Source organism: Arthrobacter sp. 01N444 (assembly GCF_056399305.1).
The window spans coordinates 399,091-422,122 of record NZ_JBFTRB010000001.1; the positions used below are offsets into that span (position 1 = coordinate 399,091).

At 65.0% G+C, this 23,032-nt stretch carries 14 protein-coding genes and 1 pseudogene; 8 read left to right on the forward strand and 7 right to left on the reverse strand.

Annotated features, from left to right (window positions below):
* Positions 1–3: 3 nt before the first annotated feature.
* Together AC1DKN_RS01895 and AC1DKN_RS01900 are read left to right on the forward strand one after the other, a co-directional pair.
* Complete coding sequence (locus tag AC1DKN_RS01895; RefSeq protein ID WP_476870308.1) at positions 4–1,071, forward strand: ParA family protein; 1,068 nt, start codon at positions 4–6, stop codon at positions 1,069–1,071.
* A gap of 67 nt (positions 1,072–1,138) precedes the next feature.
* A complete protein-coding gene (locus tag AC1DKN_RS01900) occupies positions 1,139–2,413 on the forward strand; it encodes a ParB/RepB/Spo0J family partition protein (protein ID WP_476850703.1) in 1,275 nt (424 codons plus the stop codon).
* Between the two features lie 184 nt (positions 2,414–2,597).
* On the opposite strand, the pseudogene AC1DKN_RS01905 reads toward AC1DKN_RS01900, so the two are convergent.
* Positions 2,598–3,464, reverse strand: a pseudogene (locus tag AC1DKN_RS01905) (IS110 family transposase); the annotation flags it as partial.
* A gap of 1,533 nt (positions 3,465–4,997) precedes the next feature.
* On the opposite strand from AC1DKN_RS01905, the gene AC1DKN_RS01910 reads away from it, so the two are divergent.
* On the forward strand, positions 4,998–5,240 hold the full coding sequence (locus AC1DKN_RS01910; protein WP_230008313.1) for a hypothetical protein: 243 nt from the start codon (positions 4,998–5,000) through the stop codon (positions 5,238–5,240).
* Between the two features lie 4,723 nt (positions 5,241–9,963).
* Here AC1DKN_RS01910 and trxA read toward each other — a convergent pair.
* The 5 genes from trxA to AC1DKN_RS01935 all read right to left on the reverse strand — a co-directional run bounded on the left by trxA (position 9,964) and on the right by AC1DKN_RS01935 (position 15,963).
* Positions 9,964–10,290 carry a thioredoxin gene (gene trxA, locus AC1DKN_RS01915; protein ID WP_223914875.1) on the reverse strand — a complete coding sequence of 109 codons (327 nt, stop codon included), beginning with the start codon at positions 10,288–10,290 and terminating at the stop codon, positions 9,964–9,966.
* Between the two features lie 37 nt (positions 10,291–10,327).
* A complete protein-coding gene (gene trxB / locus AC1DKN_RS01920; RefSeq protein WP_028277980.1) occupies positions 10,328–11,284 on the reverse strand; it encodes a thioredoxin-disulfide reductase in 957 nt (318 codons plus the stop codon).
* Positions 11,285–11,581: 297 nt separating this feature from the next.
* Positions 11,582–13,117 (reverse strand): ABC transporter substrate-binding protein, encoded by a 1,536-nt coding sequence (locus AC1DKN_RS01925; RefSeq protein WP_476850702.1) that lies wholly within the window; start codon positions 13,115–13,117, stop codon positions 11,582–11,584.
* A 171-nt stretch (positions 13,118–13,288) separates the two neighbouring features.
* Positions 13,289–15,352, reverse strand: coding sequence for a murein biosynthesis integral membrane protein MurJ (gene murJ / locus AC1DKN_RS01930; RefSeq protein ID WP_476859687.1), 2,064 nt, complete (start codon positions 15,350–15,352; stop codon positions 13,289–13,291).
* A 62-nt stretch (positions 15,353–15,414) separates the two neighbouring features.
* Positions 15,415–15,963, reverse strand: coding sequence for an NUDIX hydrolase (locus tag AC1DKN_RS01935; RefSeq protein WP_223914878.1), 549 nt, complete (start codon positions 15,961–15,963; stop codon positions 15,415–15,417).
* 171 nt (positions 15,964–16,134) lie between these two features.
* On the opposite strand from AC1DKN_RS01935, the gene AC1DKN_RS01940 reads away from it, so the two are divergent.
* The 5 genes from AC1DKN_RS01940 to AC1DKN_RS01960 all read left to right on the forward strand — a co-directional run bounded on the left by AC1DKN_RS01940 (position 16,135) and on the right by AC1DKN_RS01960 (position 22,280).
* Positions 16,135–17,613 carry a CCA tRNA nucleotidyltransferase gene (locus AC1DKN_RS01940; RefSeq protein ID WP_223914879.1) on the forward strand — a complete coding sequence of 493 codons (1,479 nt, stop codon included), beginning with the start codon at positions 16,135–16,137 and terminating at the stop codon, positions 17,611–17,613.
* A complete protein-coding gene (locus tag AC1DKN_RS01945; protein WP_028277661.1) occupies positions 17,614–18,198 on the forward strand; it encodes a histidine phosphatase family protein in 585 nt (194 codons plus the stop codon).
* A gap of 753 nt (positions 18,199–18,951) precedes the next feature.
* Positions 18,952–19,086 (forward strand): hypothetical protein, encoded by a 135-nt coding sequence (locus tag AC1DKN_RS01950; protein ID WP_263407439.1) that lies wholly within the window; start codon positions 18,952–18,954, stop codon positions 19,084–19,086.
* 270 nt (positions 19,087–19,356) lie between these two features.
* Positions 19,357–20,835 (forward strand): glycosyltransferase family 87 protein, encoded by a 1,479-nt coding sequence (locus AC1DKN_RS01955; RefSeq protein WP_476850699.1) that lies wholly within the window; start codon positions 19,357–19,359, stop codon positions 20,833–20,835.
* Entirely contained in the window at positions 20,832–22,280 is a 1,449-nt protein-coding gene (locus AC1DKN_RS01960; protein WP_476850698.1) for a phytoene desaturase family protein, read from the forward strand. Before AC1DKN_RS01955 ends, AC1DKN_RS01960 begins: the two co-directional genes overlap by 4 nt.
* Before the next feature lie 3 nt (positions 22,281–22,283).
* On the opposite strand, the gene AC1DKN_RS01965 is transcribed toward AC1DKN_RS01960, so the two are convergent.
* Positions 22,284–23,012 carry an ABC transporter ATP-binding protein gene (locus AC1DKN_RS01965; protein WP_476870309.1) on the reverse strand — a complete coding sequence of 243 codons (729 nt, stop codon included), beginning with the start codon at positions 23,010–23,012 and terminating at the stop codon, positions 22,284–22,286.
* Positions 23,013–23,032 lie beyond the last annotated feature (20 nt).

The following is a 23,032-nucleotide window of genomic DNA, read 5'->3' on the forward strand; positions in this document are numbered from 1 at the left end:
ATAGTGAGCAGTAGCGAAGCCTCCACACAACGGATCCCGCCGTTTGTGTCCCTGGGGTCCGCACGGGCGTTTACGGCTCCTGCAGTGGCTTTTGACTACTCCGGAAATCACACGCCTTCGGTTGCGAAGACGACCGGGATGGCCGGTGTTTCACGTGAAACATCCCTTCCGCACACGGGGAACGTGCTGGATTCCATCGACGATTCCAGTCCCATCGCCCGCGAACTCGCGCACGAAAACAAGCGCCGCGAGCGGTTGCTCGGCCGGCAGCTCCCCAAACCGGAGAAAACCCGGATCTTCACCGTTTCCAACCAGAAGGGCGGCGTCGGCAAGACCACGACGACCGTGAACATCGCCGCCGCGCTGGCGGCCGCTGGCCTGAACGTGCTCGTCATCGACATCGATCCGCAGGGCAACGCCTCCACCGCCCTGGGAATCGAGCACCACGCCGATGTCGACAGCATCTACGATGTGCTGATCAATGATGTCCCGCTGAAGGACGTCGTGGCCCCGTGCCCCGACATCGACAACCTGATCTGTGCGCCCGCCACCATCCACCTTGCCGGTGCCGAAATTGAACTCGTCAGCCTGGTGGCCCGCGAGCAGCGGCTGCGCCGCGCAATCGATGTGTACTCCAAGGAGCGCGCCAAGAATGGCGAGGAGCGGCTGGACTACATCTTCATCGACTGCCCGCCGAGCCTCGGGCTCCTGACGGTCAATGCGTTCTGTGCGGCCGGCGAAGTCCTCATCCCGATCCAGTGCGAGTACTACGCCCTCGAAGGCCTCAGCCAGCTCCTGAAGAACATCGAGATGATCCAGAAGCACCTGAACGCTGATCTGGTTGTTTCCACTATTCTGCTGACCATGTATGACGGCCGCACCAACCTCGCCGCCCAGGTGGCAGCCGAGGTCCGGGAACACTTCCCGAAGCAGGTGCTCGGCGCTGTGGTGCCGAGGTCGGTCCGTATTTCCGAGGCGCCGAGCTACCAGCAAACTGTCATGACGTATGATCCTTCTTCCAGCGGTGCCCTGTCCTACCTGGAAGCCGCCGCGGAAATCGCGGAACGTTAGAATCTTTCAAGAATTGCACTAACCAGAGCCAGGTGAATCCCGGCTCTTCCACTGGAGGGATTTATCCATGAGCGATAAGCGACGCGGCCTCGGCCGTGGACTTGGCGCACTCATTCCAAGTTCCGCCGCGGCTAACGCCTCCGGAAGCGGTGCTGCCCCATCCCGGCCCGTGGACCTCTTCTTCCCTGAAGCCCGAAAAAAGACCTCCGACGCCGAGACGCTCGCGGACACCAAGGCCGCGCTGGCCAAGGAGCCGGAGTCCACACCTGTCAAGGCCGACGATTCCGCTGATCTCACGGTTGACACCACTGAAGCAACCAGCGCTGTTGCCGGAGCCGACGTTGCTGCCGACAAAGCCGACGCAGCTGGCGCCGCCGTGACCAAGAAAACCCCCGCCCGAAAGTCGGCTGCCTCCAAGCCGGCGACCGCTGCTGCCAAGGCGGCCGCATCCGACGCCGGCGAACAGCTGACGTTTGACTCCACGCCCGAGCACGGTGACGAGGGAACTGTTGACCTCGTAGAGGTGCCCGGCGTCAGATTTGCCGAAATCCCGGTCACGGACATCCATCCCAACCGCAAGCAGCCCCGCTCGGTCTTCGATGAGGATGACATGGCGGAGCTGGTGCACTCTGTGCGGGAAATTGGCGTCCTCCAGCCAATTGTGGTCCGTACCTCAACCGAAGAGGGTGGCGAACCCTATGAGCTCGTCATGGGTGAGCGACGGTGGCGTGCAGTACAGGCCGCAGGCCTGGAAACTATCCCCGCGATTGTCCGTGACACCACCGATGACGACCTCCTTCGCGACGCGCTGCTGGAGAACCTGCATCGCAGCCAGCTGAATCCGCTCGAAGAGGCGGCGGCCTACCAGCAGCTACTCGAGGACTTCGGCACCACACACGAGCAGCTGGCGGACCGGATCGGACGTTCGCGGCCCCAGGTTTCCAACACCCTGCGCCTGCTGAAGCTGCCCCCGCTGGTGCAGCGCCGGGTTGCGGCAAATGTCATCTCCGCAGGGCACGCCCGCGCACTCCTAGCACTTCCTGACGCCGCGGCCATGGAACGCCTGGCGCAGAAGATTGTTTCAGAAGGCATGTCGGTCCGGGCGACCGAAGAAGCTGTGACCCTGTATCAGAGCCCCGCCTCGCCGGCCAAGAACAACATCCCGCGGGCCGGAGCCCGCCACGAACGACTGGATTACCTGGCGTCGTCGCTGTCTGACCGCCTTGATACTAATGTCAAGATTTCGCTTGGTGCCCGCAAGGGGCGTGTCAGCATTGAGTTCGCCAGCGTCGAGGACCTGAACCGCATCATGGACGTCCTCACGCCGGGAGCTCCCAGCTAGGTCGCGACTCGCTGAGTCCTCCGGGAGGGTCTGTTTCACGTGAAACAGACCCTCCCTTCTTTGTCTCTACCGATGCTGCCGGTGCCGGCGAATTCGGTGGTGCCGAGTTCGGCGCTGCCGTGTTCGCCCACTGCCGGAGAGTTGCGGGGGGTGCCTCTATGGTTTTCGTCAAGCCGCTGGGGTTTAGCCGTGGTTCGTAGAGAGTGCCGTCGCGCAACATGGCGTAGAGGGTGTCGCAACGACGGCGGGCGAGGGCGATGGCCTCGACCCGGGTGAAGACGGTGTCCCGGGACTCGCGGATGTCGGCGAGCATCCGGGCCAGTTGGGGCAGCACGATCGTGGCCGCGTTCGTCCCCACGACAGTGACTGTTTGCTGGCCGAGTGCGTCGATGATTTCGCCGGCAAGGCGTTCGCCCATCCGGGGTGCACGCTTTTTTAGCCGGTTTCCGATCCTGCGCCGACCTGCATGGCGCAAGGCTTCTGGGGTTGGCCAGGCCCGCAGCAGGTCCAACACTGCCGGGTGGTCCAGGCGCGGGCCAAGGACACGCTCCAGGGCAGGGGTGGATCTGGGTCAGCAGGCCTCGGATCCTGTTCGATGTTGCGTGGCCTGTTTTGCCAAGTCGTCGTCGAAGCCGCAGAGCATGGTCAGTTCGGCGAGCTGTTCATCGGCGATCTGGATGGAGCGCAGTGTGTGGGGCATGGTCCGGGCCGCTTCGGCGATGATGAACGCGTCCCGGGCGTCGGTTTTCGCTTCGCCCGGGTGCAGGTCCGCGATCCGGCGCATCGCCAGCCCGGGCAGGTATCCGACGGTGACACGGGCGGCCTGGGCAACCGCGACGGGGAGTGCACCGATCGTCGCGGGCTGGTCAACGACCAGCAGAATGCGGCCGTGTTTGCCCAGAGAAGTCAGTATTTCGCGCAGCCGGGCCTCGTCGTTGGGCAAAGCCTTGTCGAAGAGCTTCATCCCCGTCCGGTCCACTGCAACGGCGTGGTGCTCGCCCTTGCCGACGTCCAGGCCGATGAAGACATCAATGCTTTCGTGGTTTCCGATCACCTGTACCTCCCCGTCACAGCAGCTGATACCTGTGCTGGACTGTCCGCGGTGTCAGAGCCCGCATCCACGTTACGCACGACGATCCCAAACTGTCCTGCCTCTATTAGAGGTCTCTCCGGCACCTACCGGACCCCGGTGACAACACCCCCCGGATCATTGACGACTGGGGGCGGCAATCATGCCGGGGTCGGCAGGCCAGCACACCCTCATCCTGCAACAGGAACGGGCTACGAAAAAGGTAACGGGGCGGCACCGGTGGCGCCGACTAGTTCCGGCGGCTCTCTCGCTTCCGTCATGGCCCGGGCTCTCGCGGGTTGCGGCCGTGGGTGGGGGCCGACGCAGTGCCGTGGTCTTTCTGTGGAAATCGTCAGCATCGTCGGCCCTGCTTGGGCGAGTCCGAGGGACACGTGCGGAACGACGGGCTGGTGCTGGGCAGGCGGGTGTCCCTGACTGGGGCGGAGCTTCCTGAGCGTGGAGTCCGATGCGTTTCCGGTGGCCGTACCGTCCACTCTGTTGCGTTCCGTGGGTGGAGCTTCTGATCGCATGGAACGGCCACACCGAGCATAAATGGCAGCTGCACAGTTCTCGTTGTTGCGGAAGGGCCCCCTCTCTGCCGGTGCCGCTGCGATCGCGCTAGTCAGCAACAGCCATCTTCGCCGCCTTCCAGAGCTCACTGACCATCTGGGCTGGAGTGGTCCGTCAATGTTTCACGTGAAACGGGGCCGCGAATCTGCGCCTTGCCCCATCGAACGCCAGGCAGGCTGGGCACCTATGTGAGGAGACAAAAGGGCAGATGAATCCGGCCAGCGGTTGGAGACCGCTGCGCAGTCGTCAATCCGGCAGCCGGACCACATCCCTGCCCATGCGAGTCCGCCTGCGGATTGGCGATCCGGCTCGGCCATTGCGCCGTAGGTGGTCAGCGCAATGCCGGTGGACTGGGGTGCCGACCAGTCGTTTGACCAAGGGTCCACCGTCTGCGTCATGATGGTTCGGCTTCCCCTTGCAAGGAATCGACCCACAGCTATGGCCCACCTTTGCCTGTCGGCCGGGCCGGCCGCGGGTGCGCCATGCGACCACATTGGTCCATGCCGGTGCGAAGCAGGAGAAGCGGCTCACTACGGCGCGGCTGCTGCTTGGCGGCGGAGCAAGCTCGCCGCAGCCACAGACGAACCTCGGAGCGACTGTTGTACCGTTCCCAGTCTCTGCGGGATCACCTGCTCCTGGGCGCCCCTGAAAGCGTCATATGGCGCCGCTACTGCGTTGTATGCCCGCGCGTGGTTGGCTGAACGAAGGCTAAGCAGGCTGCAGGGCATCTGAAGCCTTGCACGCCTCGGGATGCTCTAATACGGCACTGTCCGGTCCTGGCGGAGGCCGGCGGCACTCTCTCGCTGCTTACGATCACGGGTCGTGGGGGCAGCTTCCGTGAACGAAAATTGAAGTGGGTTGAACCGTGGGTTCGCGCGCGGGCCGGCAGGTTGGTCTGCTTGCTGCTTCGTCGGGTTCGGGCCATGGCTTTGTAGGAACGTTCCGGTGGTTACGGTAGAAATTGGCGCCGGACACGCGCCTCGAAAAGCGAACCTCAACAGAGGTCTCGATGTGGGCGTGGACGAAGATCGGGACAAAGTCGACGGCGCAGACCTGGACGCCGACCTTGGCGCGGGAACGGACGCGGGCCGTGATGCGGACGGTGATCTGGCGTCGGCGCCACAGGAAGCATGTAGTCTCGATCGCATTGTTGAAGACCTCTTGTGGGAGTCTGATCGCGAAAGCTGACCGGAACTGCCTCGCTTTGCGGATGTCTGCGTCCTTCGACTCCCCCGCTAACTTGCCGCTCACCCCTTCGCCGGCTTGCACCCACGTCCCCGATTCCGCATTCGGTACATGATTGTGCCTGTCAGTTTGCCGGGACCCGGGCAAAGGGAACCGGGGCCCTGACACGCATCCTCCCCACCCAGGTAGCCGGGTGCCATGACCGCCAACGTTCTGCTGCAGTCCCATCGCCGCATCCAGCTGTAACCATGCGCCATGGGGCATGCCGGCGTGCCAGGCATGCCTGATCTCCTTGGGGCCCCGGCGGGCGTGCTGTTCCTGCCGCATTTTTCAGCTTCCTCCGGTGAGCCCGACGCCTTATCCAATAGCCGAGATGGCACTCTGGGGGTCTATTCCGGCACTCCGGACACGGCTCCCCTCATCCGGAACAGCACACCGGACGCCTCGCGGGCCCCCACACCGCGCCGCTGCTGACGCACCTGCCGGCTTGCCAGTACCCGCTTGATGAGAGTGCAGTGCAGATCCTGTACTGCTGCACACCGGCTGATCCTGCTGCAGAGTGTTGGAAGGAGTCTTCCGGCAGGAGCTCAGGCCGCGCGACGCACCCGCGAGAAGGGAAGCGGAGGCCATGTGAAGTAGGGCCGGGGTCGTGCCGACTGATCCCAGACGCCGACCACGCCTTCCTGTGGATACGGCCTGGCTGGAACTGTCGGGATGGCTCTTGTGTGGGCATCCAGCCGCCATCATAGGGAAGGAGCCGAGCTGCTGCATGTTCCAACTACACGGCTACCCGCGCCGGGTCCGCTCCCCCGGACCAGTGTGTTTCGGGCGGCCAGGTTCGTCGCCCCGGGCACCAGGGCGCAGTTGCCTGCAGGATCCAATCCGCTGATCGCACCGGACCCGTAAGTTGGTGCGGCAACCCGAGGGATTCAAACCGCAAAGAAGGAAGGTCTGCATCCGGACCAATCTGATTGGGTTCGGGACGCGTGCATGCGCGTGTCAATTGTGCGGGCTCGACCGACCCGACCGCTTTTGCAGTCCGGTGCCTCCCTCATCCAAATCCCCGGGTCGACAGGAAATGCTTTAGTCGGGACACGTCCAGGGCCGTCTCAATGCAAACAACGCATGACAAACACACGGTCGACGAGCCTCTTCGTGTCTGCATCGGCCAACGGACCCGGCGGGTCCGCGAGGACCGGAGTGGAAAGATGATCGACCGGACAGACCCAGCGAGGGCGTGAGGGCCGCCAAGGTCTCCGAGCTCAGAGCAAGTGAGCTGCCCGGCAAAGCCCATCGATTCAGCGGGTGCCGTCGTCGCATCTTGGCCCGGCAAAACGATCACCTGGACGTGGGACGGGAGAGTTCCTTGGGACAGTGACTCCGCTCCCCTGGTCTTCTTGAAGTCCGCCTTGCGCTGTGGAACAAGCTGGCTTCGGCCGGCGCGGCGGGCGATGCAATGACACGTCGGCGGTCCTGGCGTTCGACGGGTTTTGGTTCGACCCACCTGGATTTGCAGCTCCCGGCCGCCGTGGGATGACACGTCCGGAGGGTACTTCACCGCAGGTCAAAGCTGCATCCAGGCGAGGTTCGCGGGGCCGCTCCCGGCCCGAGTTTTAGCCAGCGGCCGGTCGATGGCGCGGTGGATAGGGCGGTGGATATTGCTGTGGATAACTTTGTGGATTAGTGACTGACGGCAGCCCGCTCGGGACGCCAGATCCTTGTACGAGCTGCTGCCGTGACAACTGCCCCGAACCTCCTTTGAAAGGCCCACTGTCCGTTTCACGTGAAACATGACTATGGTGCAGCGACGATGGTCGAAACATTCGCGAAGATGTACTAAATCGCCGTTCTACGGTTAATTTTTCAGGGATATACGCTCGAAGACCTGATTGCGGGCCGGAGTTCCTCATTGGGGTCCAGGACATATCCCCGGCACGGCGGGTGGCTGGTCAGAGGACCAGTGCCGGAGGGGCGACGGCGCTCGGCCGCTCACCAGGAAGGGCATGTGAATAATCTCTCAGCACCTGTGGATAACGGTGTGAATAACTTCTGTGGAGAAACTGGTGGATATCGAGTGAGCTCCGGATCATATAGCCGCTGGACAGACGGGAAATGCTTGGGTTTCGGCCACCGCCGACCTCCGCCTGGTACCCAGGTCGGCGGTCGTGATGGCTCGTGGATTGACGGTCGTAAGGCCTGCACCGGTCACTACGAGAGTGGGGAATTGCGGACAGACGCCGAGGGCTCGAAGGACATCCATAGCGGGCAGCGGCGGTTGCGGCGCCTGCCGGGGCGGGGGCAGGTTCGCGGCTGGACCTGCGTGTCCTTGGTCTTGCCGCCATGGAATCGAACCTGCTGCGCCGCGGCTGTCAGGGCACAGACACCAACCTTCATGAGAACAAGACTTCATGAGAGCAGGCGTGCGATCTTCTTGTCCCGCGAATGCCGAATGGACCCTACCCGGGGACACAAGAGCCGGCCCGATCCGGTCCCCTCTAGAGCAAAATGGGGCGGCCAGCTGCTGACGGCACAGGAGTTTGGGCAAGCCCAATGCAGCTTGAGTGGAGCCTGAGACCGAACCGGGCCTGGGCGGAGACAGTGGGCATTGATCAGCGGGGACAAGATCATGTCGCGGGCTGAACGGTGATGGTGATTGATGAACCGATCAGCCCACGAACTCTGAACAGGCACTGCACGATTGATCTTGACCGCCGCCGGAGTGACCCTGGACAGGAACCCTGGTGAAGCGGAGCAGCGTCTCGTACAGGGGCGTAGGACGCGGACCGGAGGCTGCGACGGTCCAATTGTCGGGACTAGCCATGAATTGGACAAAGTGTCGGACCTGACCGTCAGAATCGCCTCAGAGCCGGGCCCTGTGTTTGGTCGGGTGCCCTATGGAATGCAGGACCGGTTCCGTGCGTCCCACGCCGCGCAGGGTGCGGGAACTGCGGCGGCCGTAACGGCGGCGGGCGTGTTCATTCGATGACTGACTGCCGCAGCGATCCGAAATTGATCATCGGTTCGCTTTCAAATCAGACAACATAGGCCCATGGTCGTAAGCGGGCGGCCGAGAACGCCCATGAACACTCTGCCCCAAGCTCCGGCGGCTGAGCACAGGCAAGTCCCCTCGCCGGTTCCGGGGCGCACTGCACGCCGCTTCAAAGGCACCCACGTTCGCCTGTCCCCACACACGGCGGGTCACAGAGGCCTGAAGGCTGGCGGGCGTTCCCCCGTCGGTGGCTACGGACGGGAATCTCGGGTCTGCTTCGCCGCAGACTGTTTCTGGTCCGCCGACATGTTTCACGTGAAACCAGGCGGTCTGGAGATGTTGGGACGGGATCGGATCCGGTGAACCGTGCGAAATCCGGTCTGTTGCGCGGAATTTGGGTCGGAGCCGGCGGTGCTGGTGCGAGCGTTAGGGCGAGGAACGATGGCGTTCACGGGCGCAGGCCAACGTCCCTGGGGCCGCTCAGCCAAGGTTGGGCCGGGCCTTTCCAGCAGGGAGGCGCAGACCATCAAGCGCATCTTTGCGTCCCACCGACCTCTTTTCCTGCGGAAATGGGCACGCTGAGTCGGTAACCGCAGTGGCTTATCGAAGAGTCCACTATCATTTCGCACCAAGTTGCGATTTATGGATTGCGACTAGGGGTGTTTCACGTGAAACATCGGCGCGGCGGAGGTGGGCGGAAGGAGTCGGCACTCTCGCGACGTGCACACCCGTTTCACGTGAAACATGGGGAGCCTGGAGGTGGGCCGGGCAATTCGGCAGCTGCGACGTACACGCCTGTTTCACGTGAAACAGGGTCCGAACCGGGCGGCCGGTGGCTACGGCCGGTAGTGACTGGCCGGCATTGATCGCCGTTCTTGGGAAACGGGGCGAATGTGTGTGTTAGAGACAGTCGATCGCAGTCCTGGCCACCCGTCGACTGGTCTAATATTTCGCCGCGGACCCGGGTGGCCCCCAACCCTCCCCGGCCCCGTGGCGGACGTGCAGGAGCAGTCATGGCGTGTTGCGCTGGCAGGAGGGCGCTGCCCCTGCCCGAACTCGGGGCGGCAGCGGAGTGCGGCACCGCCCTAACGGCAGTATCGGCGGAAGCCTTCCCGTCAGAAAACCACGACCCTGGTATATGTGGGACCTCCACCGTCGACTCCCCCGCGGCGGGCCACGGGTGTACGGAGTGCATTTCGAGTCCGGACTCATCCGAAAGCCGTCCCAAACTTCATGACCCTCAGGAAGTTGGATGTTCACGTGAAACACGTCCATTACGCGACATGGCGCATTGTGCTTCGGCGAAATTTGGGCAACCAGCCCTCGGCCTACACGCAGGCAACGCAAATCGACCGTGATGTTCTAGTAGGAAACCGCTGTGTCTACGCGTAGGTTCACGCCGCGCACCGAACTGATATGTGGGGGTGCAGCGATCATCATGTTTCACGTGAAACAAGAGGGTGGCGTCCCCTAAGCAACGGCCAAACACCTTCCGTGACTGTCAGCACGAATAGCAGTTCGCCGGCCAAGGGATGGCCCATTTCACAAGCCGGCGGCGGCCAAGGGAATTCTCAGTCAGCAGAACAAAAAACCAATCCGATAGACAACCACCCAGGGTTGCAATACCGGTTATGGCAGATTTAGGGGCTGTCCGCCTAGTGCTACTCCCCGATCGTGGGCCGTGGAGCACAACAAAAAAGTGGCCCCCGCCAGAAGCGGGGGCCACTTTCGGTCAGCCTAGGACAAGACGTCCGCAAATTCCTTCTCGAAGAACTGCTTGGGCCGGGCGCCGATCACGGTGCCCTTGACCTCGCCGCCCTGGAACAGGTACACGGCAGGGATGGAGGTGATGCCGTACTCGGCAGCGATGGCCGGGTTGTCGTCAACGTTCACCTTGACCACATCAACCTTCTCGCCGTACTCGACCGAAATCTCGTCAAGAATTGGACCGAGCTTGCGGCAGGGGCCGCACCATTCGGCCCAGAAATCGACAATGACGGGCTTCTCGGAGGCCAGTACATCAGTGCTGAAGCTGGCGTCCGTTACGTCTTTTGCGTTGCTCATAACCTTTGTCTCTCTTCCGTTGGTTGCTGCGCGCCGGTTAGGCGTGGAAATCTGCGAGGTAGTGCTCGACGTCGAGGGCGGCCACGCACCCGGAACCGGAGGCCGTGATGGCCTGGCGGTAGGTCGGATCAATGACGTCGCCGGCAGCGAAGACGCCCTGGACGCTGGTCTTCGAGGTGCGGCCGTCCACGGCGATGGTTCCCTCTGCGGTCAGCTCGAGTTTGCCCTTGACCAGATCGGTGCGGGGATCGTTGCCGATTGCCACGAATACTCCGGTTACGGCCAGTTCGGATTCCGTGCCGTCCACCAGGTTCTTCAACCGCAATGCGGTGACTTTGTCCTGTCCCAACACGTCTTCCACACCGGTGTTCCACACAAAGTTGATCTTCTCGTGGGCCAAGGCGCGGTCAGCCATGATCTTTGAAGCGCGGAGGGCATCGCGGCGGTGGACCACCGTGACGGACTTGGCGAACTTGGTGAGGAACAGGGCCTCTTCCATGGCGGAGTCGCCGCCGCCAATGACGGCAATGTCTTGATCCTTGAAGAAGAAACCGTCGCAGGTTGCACACCAGCTCACACCGTGGCCCGAAAGCCTCTTCTCGTTCGGCAAGCCGAGCTCGCGGTAGGCCGAACCGGTGGAAAGAATGATGGAACGGGCCTTGAAGGTCTCCCCCGTGCCGATGGTGACGGTCTTGACGTCGCCGTCGAGGTCCAAATCGGTGACGTCCTCAAACTGGATCTCCGTGCCGAAACGGGCAGCCTGCTTCTCGAAGTTCTCCATCAGGTCCGGGCCCATGATGCCGTCGGGGAACCCTGGGTAGTTCTCCACGTCCGTAGTGTTCATCAGTTCGCCGCCGGCCGTAACCGAGCCTGCCAGGAGCAGCGGCTTCAGGTTCGCGCGCGCCGTGTACACCGCTGCGGTGTAGCCCGCCGGGCCGGAGCCGACGATGATGACATCACGTACTTCGGAGGCAGTGTTTTCTGCGTTGCTCACTGAACGGTGAACCTCTTCCTTTGTCGATGCGCCCGCCGCGATGGCCGGCCACATGGCACAACTATTGCCGGGCATTGAATATTCCGGCCGAAATGGGCGTCACGGAGCAACACCACTACTCAGGGTACCGGTTTGCCGGGGTCGGGGCCGGAGACGGCCCCGGATTACCGGCCAACCGGCGGGCAAGGCCTCCGCTGCACGACAGCCGCCTGAGGGCGCAGCGGCAGCCTTAGAGCGCAGCCGCAGCCTTACAGCGCAGCCGCCGCCTTTGGGCGCAGCGGCAGCCGCGCAGGGCCGTTACTGGACTTTGATTTCGGCCAAGCGCAGGCCGTACCCATAGCGGGTCTTGGGTGCGGCCAGCTTCGGAAGCTTCTTGATGGACACGATCACGTACTGCGCCGTGACGGGTTCAGACAGCGGCATGGTCAGGTCCGGTGACGTAAAGCTGTTGCTGCCAATCTGCTTTGCACCGTCCAGGGTCGGCTTGTCATTGGTGAAGACGCTGATGTTGCCACCGGAGGCCCCCAACTGGCTCAGAGTGACGGAAGAGACCTTGGAAGGGTCCTTCAGCTTGACCACGAGCGGAACTTCGGAGGCGAGTCCGCCCCAGTCGTCCGTCGCGAATTCCATGTCTGACCAGAAGCTCGCGCCGTTGCCGTCAAAAGTCTTGACGAGGTCGGAGTCGTAATTTCCGGCGAAATCGAAGTTGCCGAGTCGCGTCACGTCTTCGATGACGGGCGGTCCGGCCGCCGGCGCCTCGGTGGCGGTCGACGACGGCTGCGCGGTGGACGGTTCCGGTGCGCTGGAGGAGGCGGAGGTTGCGGCGTTGGTCTGCGGGCTGCTCTTGAAGAGGCTGCCAAGGTTGGTGACCGCGAAGATCAGGCCGACCACCAGCACGGCAGCCAGGAGCCCGCCCACCAGCCAGCGCATGGAACGCGGCTCCCGGTTGGGCTCGTCCTCGTCTTCGTACTCGTACTCGTCCTCATCCTGGTCGACGGCGGCACGGGCGGAGGCGGGGAAGTTGCCCGGAGCCCGATCCGCCGAGTCGAAGCCGGCAGCAGCCACTCCGGCAGCCGCGGCTGCGCCGCCGTGGTGCTCTCCGCCGCGGTGATCGTCACCGGTGTAGTCGTCGTCGGACCACAAGGAAACTTTTGGTGCCGCGGCGGTTGCCGGCTGCTGCGCTGCCGGTTCGGCCTGGCGGGGCGAGCCGTTCTGGACGGGCTGCGGCGCCGTTGAATGCGCCGCCGTCTCCTGCGGTGCGGTTGTGGGTGCCCTGGCGGCCGCCGCGGCTGCTGCCGCGGCAGCAGGAGCGGAAGCGGGCCGCGACGGTACTCCCGCGGGGGGCGGTGCCGGAGAAGCCGGCGGCTGTGCGTTTGTGCCCTGGGCCTGGCCATAGTTGATGTACCCGGCGTCGACTTCCTCGTCGTCGTAAAGCCCGTCGTAGGTTTCGGGTTCGTGGGAGCGGGCCTGCCCAAAGATCTCGCTGCCCAGCGTGTCCGTGAAGAAGGGTTCGACGTACGGCGGGTTGGAAGAGACCACAAGATCCAGCAGATCCGCGGCCGAGGTGTGGTTGGTGATCAGGTACGTGGTGGCGTCGCTGACGCCAAGATCGAGGATCTGCACGTTGCCGGGACGTTCGCCCGTGGCCACTTCACGGGCGCTCTGGGCCACCTGGTCGGCGTTGCCCGGGCCTGCGACGAGTATGCTCACGGGGCGGTTGAGCACCTGGTCCACACCGTCCAGCACCAGATCCTGGTCATGTGAGGTCAGTACGGTGGCAGTGACCTTGTAGCGGCCACCGAGTACTGATCCGACATCGATCGGGTGGGACACGGGCTCCTCCTAGACTGTCCGGGACCTGCCGACGTGGTCACTCCGAGAGCGACCGTGTGCCCTCCGGTAAGCCGGTTGACCGCTGGTCCGCAACTTCCCTTGTTAGTCTTCGATCCTAGCCGATGCTCTGTCCAGGCCGCGTGAGCACGGCAGTTCGAAACGGAGCCGGGATCATTTTTTCTTTTTCCCGCCAAACGGGAAGTAGGGGTTGTGGCCGGCCGGCCCCTGGTAGGTGCGGCGGCCCGGCAGGGGAACATCGCCCTTGCCCAAGCCGCCCTGCGCGGTGCTGGGGAGGTCTTCTGCCGGCAGGTAACCGCCCTCCGGGCCAGCGGGACGGCCGTAAGGGAACGAGTCCTCTTCCCGAATGTCGGGACCGGCACGGAACGACTCGGCGTCGAACTCGCCGGAAATTCGCGGAATCAGGCCCGTATCCACCGAGACGGTGGCCCGCTCCGGTGCCCTCCGGACCTCCGCCGCGCCGTCTGCCTGCGGCCCCGTGCCGGGCCCTGCGGCGGTGCTGCGCCGGAGCCGCCCAAGCAGCGGCTGCAGGAGGTCCTGCAGCTCGGTGACCCGGAAGAGCTTCAGCAGCAGGAAATAGGCGGCCAGCATGACGGGACCGACGACGACGATTGTCACCAGGGCGGCGGTCCGGTCGCTCCAGGCGTAGCCGTCCGGGTTGTAGCTGCCCAGCAGCCACAACGCCACAGCTCCGGCGAGGGCGGAACCCAGGGCCGCATACCCCATGCGGATGTAGGAGCTGGCGATGCGGGGCCCGTCGAGGTGGCCCAGGAGCCGGCGCAGGAAGGTCGCGCTGACGATCACGGAAAGGATGTTGCCGGCCGTGTAGAGGATCGCGATGGCGAAGATGATCTGATCGAACGGCAGGAACTGGATCGCGAACGCGGCCGACAGGTTGACCAGCGCCAGGACCAGCTGGATGAAGAACGGCGTCCGTGCGTCCTCATTGGCGTAGAACACCCGCGACATCATGAAGTTGGCGCTCATGAACGGGGTGCTGAGGGCCAGGATCGTGAGGGTTTGGGCCAGCATGACGCCGTCCAGGCGATTGTTGCCGGAGAAGAACATGCCCAGCGGTCCGGCCAGCGCGAAGAGCGCCAGCGCGCCGAAGACGGTTGCCACGGCCATGGTCCGCAGCCCGTGGGAGAGCGCGTTTCGCAGGGCGGCCCGGTCACCGTCCTGGGACGCCCGGGTCATCCGGTTGAACAGCACGGTGGCCAGGGACAGGGCAATGATGGAGTGCGGCAGCAGGTACAGCTGGCTGGCCACCTCCAGCACCGCGTTGCCCGGAATGAAGGCTGCCGCGGGATCCCCGGCCTGCTGGAGGCGGAGCCGTTCCGCGCCCGGGATCGTCGCGATGCGCATGACGTAAAGGAAGGCGAACTGCCCGACGGCGGCTGTCGCCAGGGTCCAGACGCTCAGCTTCGCGGCATGGCCCAGACCGACCCCGCGCCAGCCGAAGCGCGGCCGCAGCCCCAGCCGGAGCCTGAACACGGGGATGAGCAGCACGGCGGTCTGGGTGACGACGCCGATTGTGGAGAACCCGGCGACGAGGATGGTCTGGAACGGGCCCCAGTTGTCGATCGTGTGCGGGTTGGTGGCGTTGGCCCCCATGATGCCGATGAACATGCCCAGCCCGGCGATCGCCACGACGTTGTTGATGATTGGCGCCCACATCGCGGGTCCAAAGGCCCCGTGGGCGTTGAGGACCTGGGTCAGCAGGGCGTACAGGCCGTAGAAGAAGATCTGCGGAAGGCACCAGAACGCGAACGACACCGCGAGGGCCTTCTGCTGCGGCGAGTAGCCCTGGGTGGTCAGTTGGATGACTGACGGCGCCAGCAGCGTGACCAGCAGCGTGAGAACGAGCAGCACCAGCACCGCCAGCGTCAGCAGCCGGCTGATGTAGTCCGCTCCCTTGTCCGGCGCCTTGCTGGCTTTGATGATCTGCGGCACCAGAACAGCATTGAACACCCCGCCGGCCACGAGCAGGAAGATCAGGTTGGGAAGGTTGTTGGCGTTGATGAAAGTGTCGTTGACCGTCGAGCCCAGGCCCAGGGCGGCGGCCAGCATCCAGGTCTTGGCGAAGCCCAGGAAACGCGAAACGAGGGTTCCGGCGGCCATGACGGCGCTGGAACGGGCTTCTCCGGATTGGGCAGCTTTGGAATCGGCGGGGCCGGAGGGTACGGGGGCGGGTTTGGCTGATGACATCGTCTTCATCGTCTCACCCGCGCGGGGCATTAGTCGCTATCCGTGGACGTGACCGGCCGCACCGGCGGCCTTCAGCGGTCTTCCGGCAGGACTTCTTTGGCCAGATCCGCGATGCGGCGTTCGTTGGGGAAGGACAGCTTGCGCGCCAGCTCCTGGATCGGAACCCATGCGACGTCCACGGCTTCTTTGTCCGGATCGTTTTCGATGGTGAGTTCCCCGCCGGTGGCCCGCAACAGGTAGTGGTGCACGGTCTTGTGGACGCGGTGCCCGCTCACGGTGAACCAGTAGTCGATGCTTCCCAGCGGTGCCAGGATCCTGCCTTCGATCCCGGTTTCCTCGGCGATCTCGCGGACCGCGGCTTCCTCGTTGCTTTCCTTGCCTTCCGGGTGGCCCTTCGGCAGGCACCACTCGAGACGTCCGCCGCGGTTAAGGCGCGCGATGATCGCTACCCGCAGGTCGGCGTCGGACATGTCCACCACGACGCCGCCGGCGGAGATTTCCTCCACGGTGGGCAGGGAGGCCTGGCCCGTGTGCTGGACAGGCGCGACGTTGGCACCTATTGCCGACGGCAACGGTGCGTTTGTCCTCCTGCCGGGAGCGCTCGGTACGGGATGGGCCATGAGGTCCACTCTAACGACTCTTGCCCGCTGTTGATGACCTAAACATGGCCGGAAAGTAGACGGCCGGGAAAGTCGGCCCGCGCCGGTTCGTGCGCAATCGTGACGAACCCGCCGGATCCTTGCGGGTTCCGGTGTGGTGCTGGCGCGGTTTTCTGACAAGCTTAAGTAACTATGGCGCACGCACATCACAAGACTGACTCCCACACCGTTTCTTTCCAGGTGGATCCGGTGGTTCTGGAGCTCGGGCAGCGCTTCGTCGACGCCGGCCACGAGCTGTCCCTCGTGGGCGGGCCGGTCCGTGACCTTTTTCTTGGCCGGGTCTCGCCCGACCTGGACTTCACCACTGACGCCACTCCGGACCAGACGGTTGCCCTGATCAAGAAATGGGCGGACAACTACTGGGAGATCGGGCGCGCCTTCGGCACCATCGGGATGCGCAAGGACGACTTCCAGATCGAAATCACCACCTACCGGGCCGACGCCTACGATCCGGAGTCCCGCAAGCCGATAGTGGCCTTCGGAACATCCCTGACGGATGACCTGTTGCGGCGGGACTTCACCATCAATGCCATGGCCCTGCGGCTGCCCATGCTGGAGCTCGTCGATCCTTTCGGCGGCGTCCGCGACCTGCACGCCTCGATCCTCAATACGCCCGGGCCGCCGGAAACGTCCTTCTCCGACGACCCCCTGCGCATGATGCGCGCCGCGAGGTTCGCGGCCCAACTGGGGGTGTCGCTGCACGCAGACGTCCGCGAGGCCATGGTCCGGATGGCTGAACGGATCAGCATCATCTCGGCCGAACGCGTGCGCGATGAACTGATCAAGCTCATCTGCGCCGCGCAGCCGCGGGCCGGCGTGGACCTGCTGGTCGATACCGGACTTGCGGACCTGGTGCTGCCGGAAGTCTCGGCCCTGCGCCTGGAATCCGATGAACACCACCGCCACAAGGACGTCTACCAGCACTCGCTGCAGGTCCTGGAACAGGCAGCAGCGCTGGAGTCGAAGGCGGACGGCCCGGTTCCCGGCCCGGACTTCGTGTTGCGGTTCGCCGCCCTCATGCACGACGTCGGCAAGCCGGCCACGCGCCGCTTTGAACCGGGCGGCGCAGTGAGCTTCCGCCACCACGACATGGTGGGCGCCAAGCTGACCGCCAAGCGCATGAAGGCGCTGCGCTTCGACAACGACACCATCAAGGCCGTGGCCAGGCTTGTGGAGCTGCACATGCGCTTTTACGGCTACGGTGAGGCCGGCTGGAGCGATTCCGCGGTCCGCCGCTACATCACCGACGCCGGTCCCCTCCTGGAGCGCCTGCACCGGCTCACCCGCTCCGATGTCACCACCCGGAACCAGCGCAAGGCGGACCGGCTGTCCTTCGCCTACGACGACCTTGAGGACAGGATCGCGGCGCTGCGGGAGCAGGAGTCCCTCGATGCCGTCCGCCCGGACCTGGACGGCGGCCGGATTATGGCGCTGCTTGGTCTCAAGCCCGGTCCCGTGGTGGGCCGCGCCTACAAATTCCTGCTGGAAGAACGCATGGAGCACGGCCCGCTCGATCCCGCCGTCGCCGAATCCCGCCTGCGGGACTGGTGGGCGGCACAGCCCGAGGCGGCGCCCGCCGGCGCCGAACTCTCCACCACTGAGGAGTCCTAAGTGATTGCACCATCCAACGGCCCCCGCCCCCAACTGTGGATCCTGCGGCACGGTGAAACAGAGTGGTCCAAGAGCGGGCAATACACCGGTCTCACGGACATGCCCCTCACGGTGGAAGGCGAGCAGCAGGCCGTGGAGGCGCGCAGGGTGCTCGAGACCGTCGACTTCGACCTCGTACTGACCTCACCCCTGCGCCGCGCCCGCCGGACCGCCGAACTCGCCGGCTACCCCGACGCCCAGTTGGAGCCGCTGGCGGTGGAGTGGGACTACGGCGACTACGAGGGCATCAGCTCGGACCTCATCCGCAAGGACAACCCCGAATACCTGATCTGGACGCACGGCGTGCCCAATGGTGAAGCGCTCGACGACGTCGCCGCCCGCGCGGACAAGATCGTGGCCCGGGTGCTCGAATCGGGCCTGGACAATGTGCTGATCGTCGCGCACGGGCATTTCTCCCGCATCCTGACCGCCCGGTGGCTCGGATTGGACCCCCGCGAGGGCCGGCATTTCGTGTTGGGGACCGCCAAAGTCTGCACACTGGGATGGGATAAGAAGACACCGGCAATCGTGCGCTGGGGACTCTAAAACCGGTTTTTAAAACAAAGTTAAAAAAAGTTTATGAATTCGGTAGGCAACTGCCGCATTCGTAGTGTATTTTTATTTCTGACCCCAAGGCGACTTGCCGGGGTCACGGCGCGCGTCGCCCGGCCTGTCAGCCGGAGCCACGGCAGAACAGAAAAGGAGGTTGGGAAAATGATGATTACTTTGACTAGCGGATGGATGTACTCCACCACCGCCAACCCGGCCTCGTTCGCTGACCCGCGCCCAAATGTCGGACTGACTGTTTCCTGACCGCTTTCCCGTCCCAGGCAATGCAGCCTGGGGCCCGCGGCAGTTGGCCTTCCATGACGGAAAGCCCAATGACGGCAGCCTGAACAGGCGGAACCACGCGGTTGCGCAGCCTCCCCATAGTTCGGAACCCAGCTTCTTGTTGGGGTTTCGGCGCTACCGCGTCCAGGGGCCATTCTCCATCGAATAACTTTTTCCTATCCGGAATTCCGGCCTAATTAAGGCCAGGGATTTTCGGGCTAATTGCCACGCCCGGAACCGGTTATTCGAATTCCCTGCATCCAGCGCTCTATTTGTCGCGCCCAAAATACGGCGGCCCGTTTCATCCGCCCATTCCTGCTGCCTCCTGTTCGCCCCATTGAACCAAGGCGGCTCAATCCCCACCAACGAAAGGTCCCTGTGACTACCGCAACCACCGCTCCTGCCCACCGCACAGCCCTGCCCGCCACCAGGGCGCGCCGATCGAGTCCCCGAGGGGAGGTAAGAACCATGATGAACAAGCTCTATACGGTCCTGTTCCGAAAGCTGAGCCGCAGGGAGTCGACACGCTTCAACGGCCAACTCCTGGACCAAAGGCGGGACGACACGTTCCTCGCCATGCATCAGGCCGGCCTGATTCGCTGACGCCCGATCTGCTGACGGCCGGACATTTCCGCCACCGGCGCATGGACTAGTCCCGTGCAGGGGCGGAGCCCGTTGCCGGCAGGACTGTCCGCAGCGAAGGAGGACCTGATGACTGACATTGGAACCGATCCCAGGGAGCCCGTGCGTCGCCGCACGGGCTCCCCCTTTTAAGCATCCCTTCGTGGCCAGCCGTTGTGGCGGCTCCGATACGACGTGCCAGCGAAGACCGCGGCGCGGCACGGGTCAATGTCCCCCGGTAAGCTCAAGGTCATGCAGGAGACAAAGCCGCCGGAGCGCAAACGGGTCCGATTGGTCATCCCGAGCCGCAGCGACCCTTTTCTCCGAAACTTCACGGAACTGGTAGGCGGTCCCTTGGGCCACCGCTCGGCGCCCGGGATCGTTTCGCCGGGATTCTTTACGGTGGATCGTGTTCTGGTCATCCTCACTGTCCTCGCCGCCCTGGCCGGGATTCTGCTCAAGAACTTCTGCCGCACCAACGGCTGGGAAACACCCGGGCAGTTCTACGCCACGTGCTACTCGGACTTTCCGGAGCTGTTCCGCAACCGCGGCCTCGGCGATGGCGCCTTCCCCTTCATTACCCCGGGAAGCCTCTTCGAGTACCCCGTGCTGATGGGGTTGATTGCGGGTGCCACCGCACTTCTGGTGCCCGGCGCCGGCACCGACGATCCCCGCGTCCTTGGCTACTTCGACGTCAACGCCACCCTGATCGCCGCCGTCTGGATCATCACCGTGCTGGCCACGGCGCGGACGAACCGCCGGCGGTCCTGGGACGCGGCGATGGTTGCCCTCGCCCCCGGCATTGTCCTGGCGGGCGTCATTAACTGGGACATGTGGGCCGTGTGCATGCTGGCTCTTGGCATGTACTTCTTTGCGCGGAACAAGCTCGTCCTCGCCGGGATCTTCATCGGCCTGGGCACGGCCACCAAGCTCTACCCGCTGTTGATCCTCGGCGCCGTCCTGCTGCTGGCGCTCCGGAGCGGGCGCATCCGGGCGCTGCTGATCACGGCCGGTGCCGCAACCGCGGCCTGGCTGGCGGTCAACGTCCCGGCAGCCGCGGCAAATCCGGACGGCTGGAAGTACTTCTACCAGTTCACGCAGGAGCGGCCGGCGGGCTACAGCTCGCCCTGGTTCGCCTACAACCTGGTGGCCGCCCGGCTGGGCTGGAATCCGCTTGAGGCCGCGGCCATCAACTCCCTGGCACTGGACCTGTTTCTCCTGGCCTGCATCCTGATTGCGGTCCTGGCACTGACGGCACCCCGCCGGCCGAGGATCGCGCAGCTGGCGTTCCTGATCGTGGCCGCGTTCATCCTGACCAACAAGGTGTACTCCCCCCAGTTCGTGTTGTGGCTGATCCCCCTGATCGCCCTTGCCCGGCCCCGCTGGCGTGACTTCGTCATCTGGCAAGCCATCGAAGCGCTGCACTGGGGCGCCATCTGGATGTACCTCGGGCAGGCAACCAGCGGCGGCTCGACCCAGCACAACATCGACATGCCCTACTACGTCCTGGCCGTGGTTGCCCACATGCTCGCCACCGCGTACCTGATGGCCCGTGTCGCCTGGGACATCTGGGATCCGTCCAGCGACGTGATCCGCCGCCACCGCATCGATGATCCGCATGGCGGCCCCTTCGACGGTGCACCGGACTGGCTGCGGATTGATCTGCGCCGGCCCGCGGCGTCCCTGGTGCCGTGGCGGAAGCGTGCCGTGGCGGAAAGCCACAGCGCATGACTGACGTCGCCGTCGTCGGTTCCGGCCCCAACGGGCTGGCCGCGGCGGTGACCATGGCGCGGGCCGGACTCAAAGTCCACGTGTTCGAGGCGGCCGCCACACCCGGCGGCGGACTGCGCACCGCCGAACTGATGGAACCGGGCCACTTCCACGACGTCTGTTCGGCCGTGCACCCCATGGTTCTGGCCTCACCCTTTTTCCGCCGGTTCGAGCTGTCCAGGCGCGTGCCCCTGGAGGTGCCCGAGCTCTCGTACGGATCCCCGCTCGACGGCGGCCGCGCGGCGCTGGCCTACCGTTCCCTGGACCGCACCGTTGCGGAACTCGGGAGGGACGGCGCCGCCTACCGCCAGCTCATGGAGCCCCTCGTGCGGCGGGTGGAGGGCGTCGCGGACCTCACCCTGAACCAGCTGCTGCGGATTCCGGCAGATCCCCTGGCCGCCGCCGCGTTCGGCCTCCGGGCGCTCGAACAAGGCTCGCCGCTGTGGAATGCGAGGTTCAGCCAGGACCTGGCTCCCGCACTGCTGAGCGGCGTCGCCGCTCATGCCGTGGCGCCGCTGCCCTCGATCACCGCCGCCGGCGCCGGGCTGATGCTGGGCGCCCTGGGCCATGCCGGCGGCTGGCCGGTTCCGCGCGGTGGATCGGCCGCGATTGCCCGGGCGCTGACCGCTGACATCGAGGCCCATGGCGGGGTGGTCGAGACCGGCAGGCGGATCACATCGCTCGCGGAGCTGCCGCCGGCCCGGGCCACGCTGCTGGATGTGGCACCCCCCGCGCTGCTGCACCTGGCGGAGGGCCGGCTCCCGTCGCGCTATAGGAGCGCCCTGGCGTCCTTCCGCTTCGGGAACGCTTCCTGCAAGGTCGATTTCATCCTCTCCGGACCGGTGCCGTGGGCGGCGGACGGCCTCGCCGATGCCGGGACGGTGCACGTGGGCGGCACCCGGGCGGAAACCGCCGAAGCGGAACGCCTGGTCGCCTCGGGACGGCATCCGGACCGGCCCTACGTGCTGGTATCCCAGCCCTCGCGTTTTGATGCCGGCCGCGCGCCGGCCGGCCGGCACATCCTGTGGACCTATTGCCACGTTCCGGCCGGTTCCACTGTGGACATGAGCGATGCGGTCATGGCGCAACTGGAGCGCTTCGCGCCCGGGTTCCGGGATGTGGTGGTGCAGTTCAAGGTGACCACGGCCGCAGGGCTGGCGGCGTACGACGAGAACTTCGTCGGTGGGGACTTCGGCGCAGGCCGCATGGACCTTTGGGGCATGTTGCGGCGGCCGGTGCTGAGCCCGGTGCCCTGGCGGACGCCGCTGCCAGGGGTGTACTTGTGCTCGTCGTCGACCCCGCCCGGTCCCGGCGTCACCGGGATGCCCGGCTTCCACGCCGCCCGGCATGCCCTCAAGGACATGTTCGGTCTCGGCGTCCCGGACCTCGGATACCGGGTCCCCTAGCCGCTAGCCCCGACGCGGCGCCGCAGCGGCCGCCGTCGCCGCCCTGGCGGACAGCCGGCCGTCGCGCATGCTCGCGACGGCGTCGGTGAGCGGCACGAAATCGGTGTCGTGGGTGACCATGACCGTTGCCACGCTGAACTCGTCGGTGACCTGCCGCAGCAACCGGATGATCGCTTCGCTGCGCTGGTGGTCAAGGGCTGCCGTCGGCTCGTCCACCAGCAGCACGGCAGGGTTGCCCATGAGTGCCCGGGCAATGTTGACGCGCTGGCGCTGGCCGCCGGAGAGCTGGTGCGGCCGCTTCGCCAGGGCATGCCCGAGACCGACAAGGTCCAGCAGAGCCGCGGCACGTTCCCCGGCCGCCCGCGCCGTCCCGCCGCGCAGGCGCTGGGTGATCACGAGCTGCTCGACCGCGGTGAGGGAGGGCAGGAGGTTGGGCTGCTGGAAGATGATGCCGATCTTGTCCCGCCGCAGTGCGGTGCGGCCGGAGTCGGGCAATCCGCCGGCGTCCTCGCCGTCGACCACCACCAGGCCGGCGGTGGGCCGGACCAGGGTGGCGGCGACGGCCAGCAGGGACGACTTGCCGGACCCCGAGGGGCCGATCAGGGACACGAATTCGCCTGCGTTCACCTTGAGGCTCACGGAATCCAGGGCCTTAAGGGTGCCGTCTCCGTCCGGGTACTCCAGGGTGACGTTGACGAGGTTCAGGGCGGTGTTGTTCAGGGTTGAGTTCACGAGATATGCCTTTCTAGAAA

What these genes read in the sequence shown, in the direction of transcription:
- AC1DKN_RS01900 (WP_476850703.1), top strand. Translation starts at nt 1,139, where the DNA reads ATGAGCGATAAGCGACGCGGCCTCGGCCGTGGACTTGGCGCACTCATT.
- trxA (WP_223914875.1), bottom strand. Translation starts at nt 10,290, where the DNA reads ATGAGCAACGCAAAAGACGTAACGGACGCCAGCTTCAGCACTGATGTA.
- murJ (WP_476859687.1), bottom strand. Translation starts at nt 15,352, where the DNA reads ATGAAGACGATGTCATCAGCCAAACCCGCCCCCGTACCCTCCGGCCCC.
- AC1DKN_RS01935 (WP_223914878.1), bottom strand. Translation starts at nt 15,963, where the DNA reads ATGGCCCATCCCGTACCGAGCGCTCCCGGCAGGAGGACAAACGCACCG.
- AC1DKN_RS01940 (WP_223914879.1), top strand. Translation starts at nt 16,135, where the DNA reads ATGGCGCACGCACATCACAAGACTGACTCCCACACCGTTTCTTTCCAG.
- AC1DKN_RS01950 (WP_263407439.1), top strand. Translation starts at nt 18,952, where the DNA reads ATGATGAACAAGCTCTATACGGTCCTGTTCCGAAAGCTGAGCCGCAGG.
- AC1DKN_RS01955 (WP_476850699.1), top strand. Translation starts at nt 19,357, where the DNA reads ATGCAGGAGACAAAGCCGCCGGAGCGCAAACGGGTCCGATTGGTCATC.
- AC1DKN_RS01960 (WP_476850698.1), top strand. Translation starts at nt 20,832, where the DNA reads ATGACTGACGTCGCCGTCGTCGGTTCCGGCCCCAACGGGCTGGCCGCG.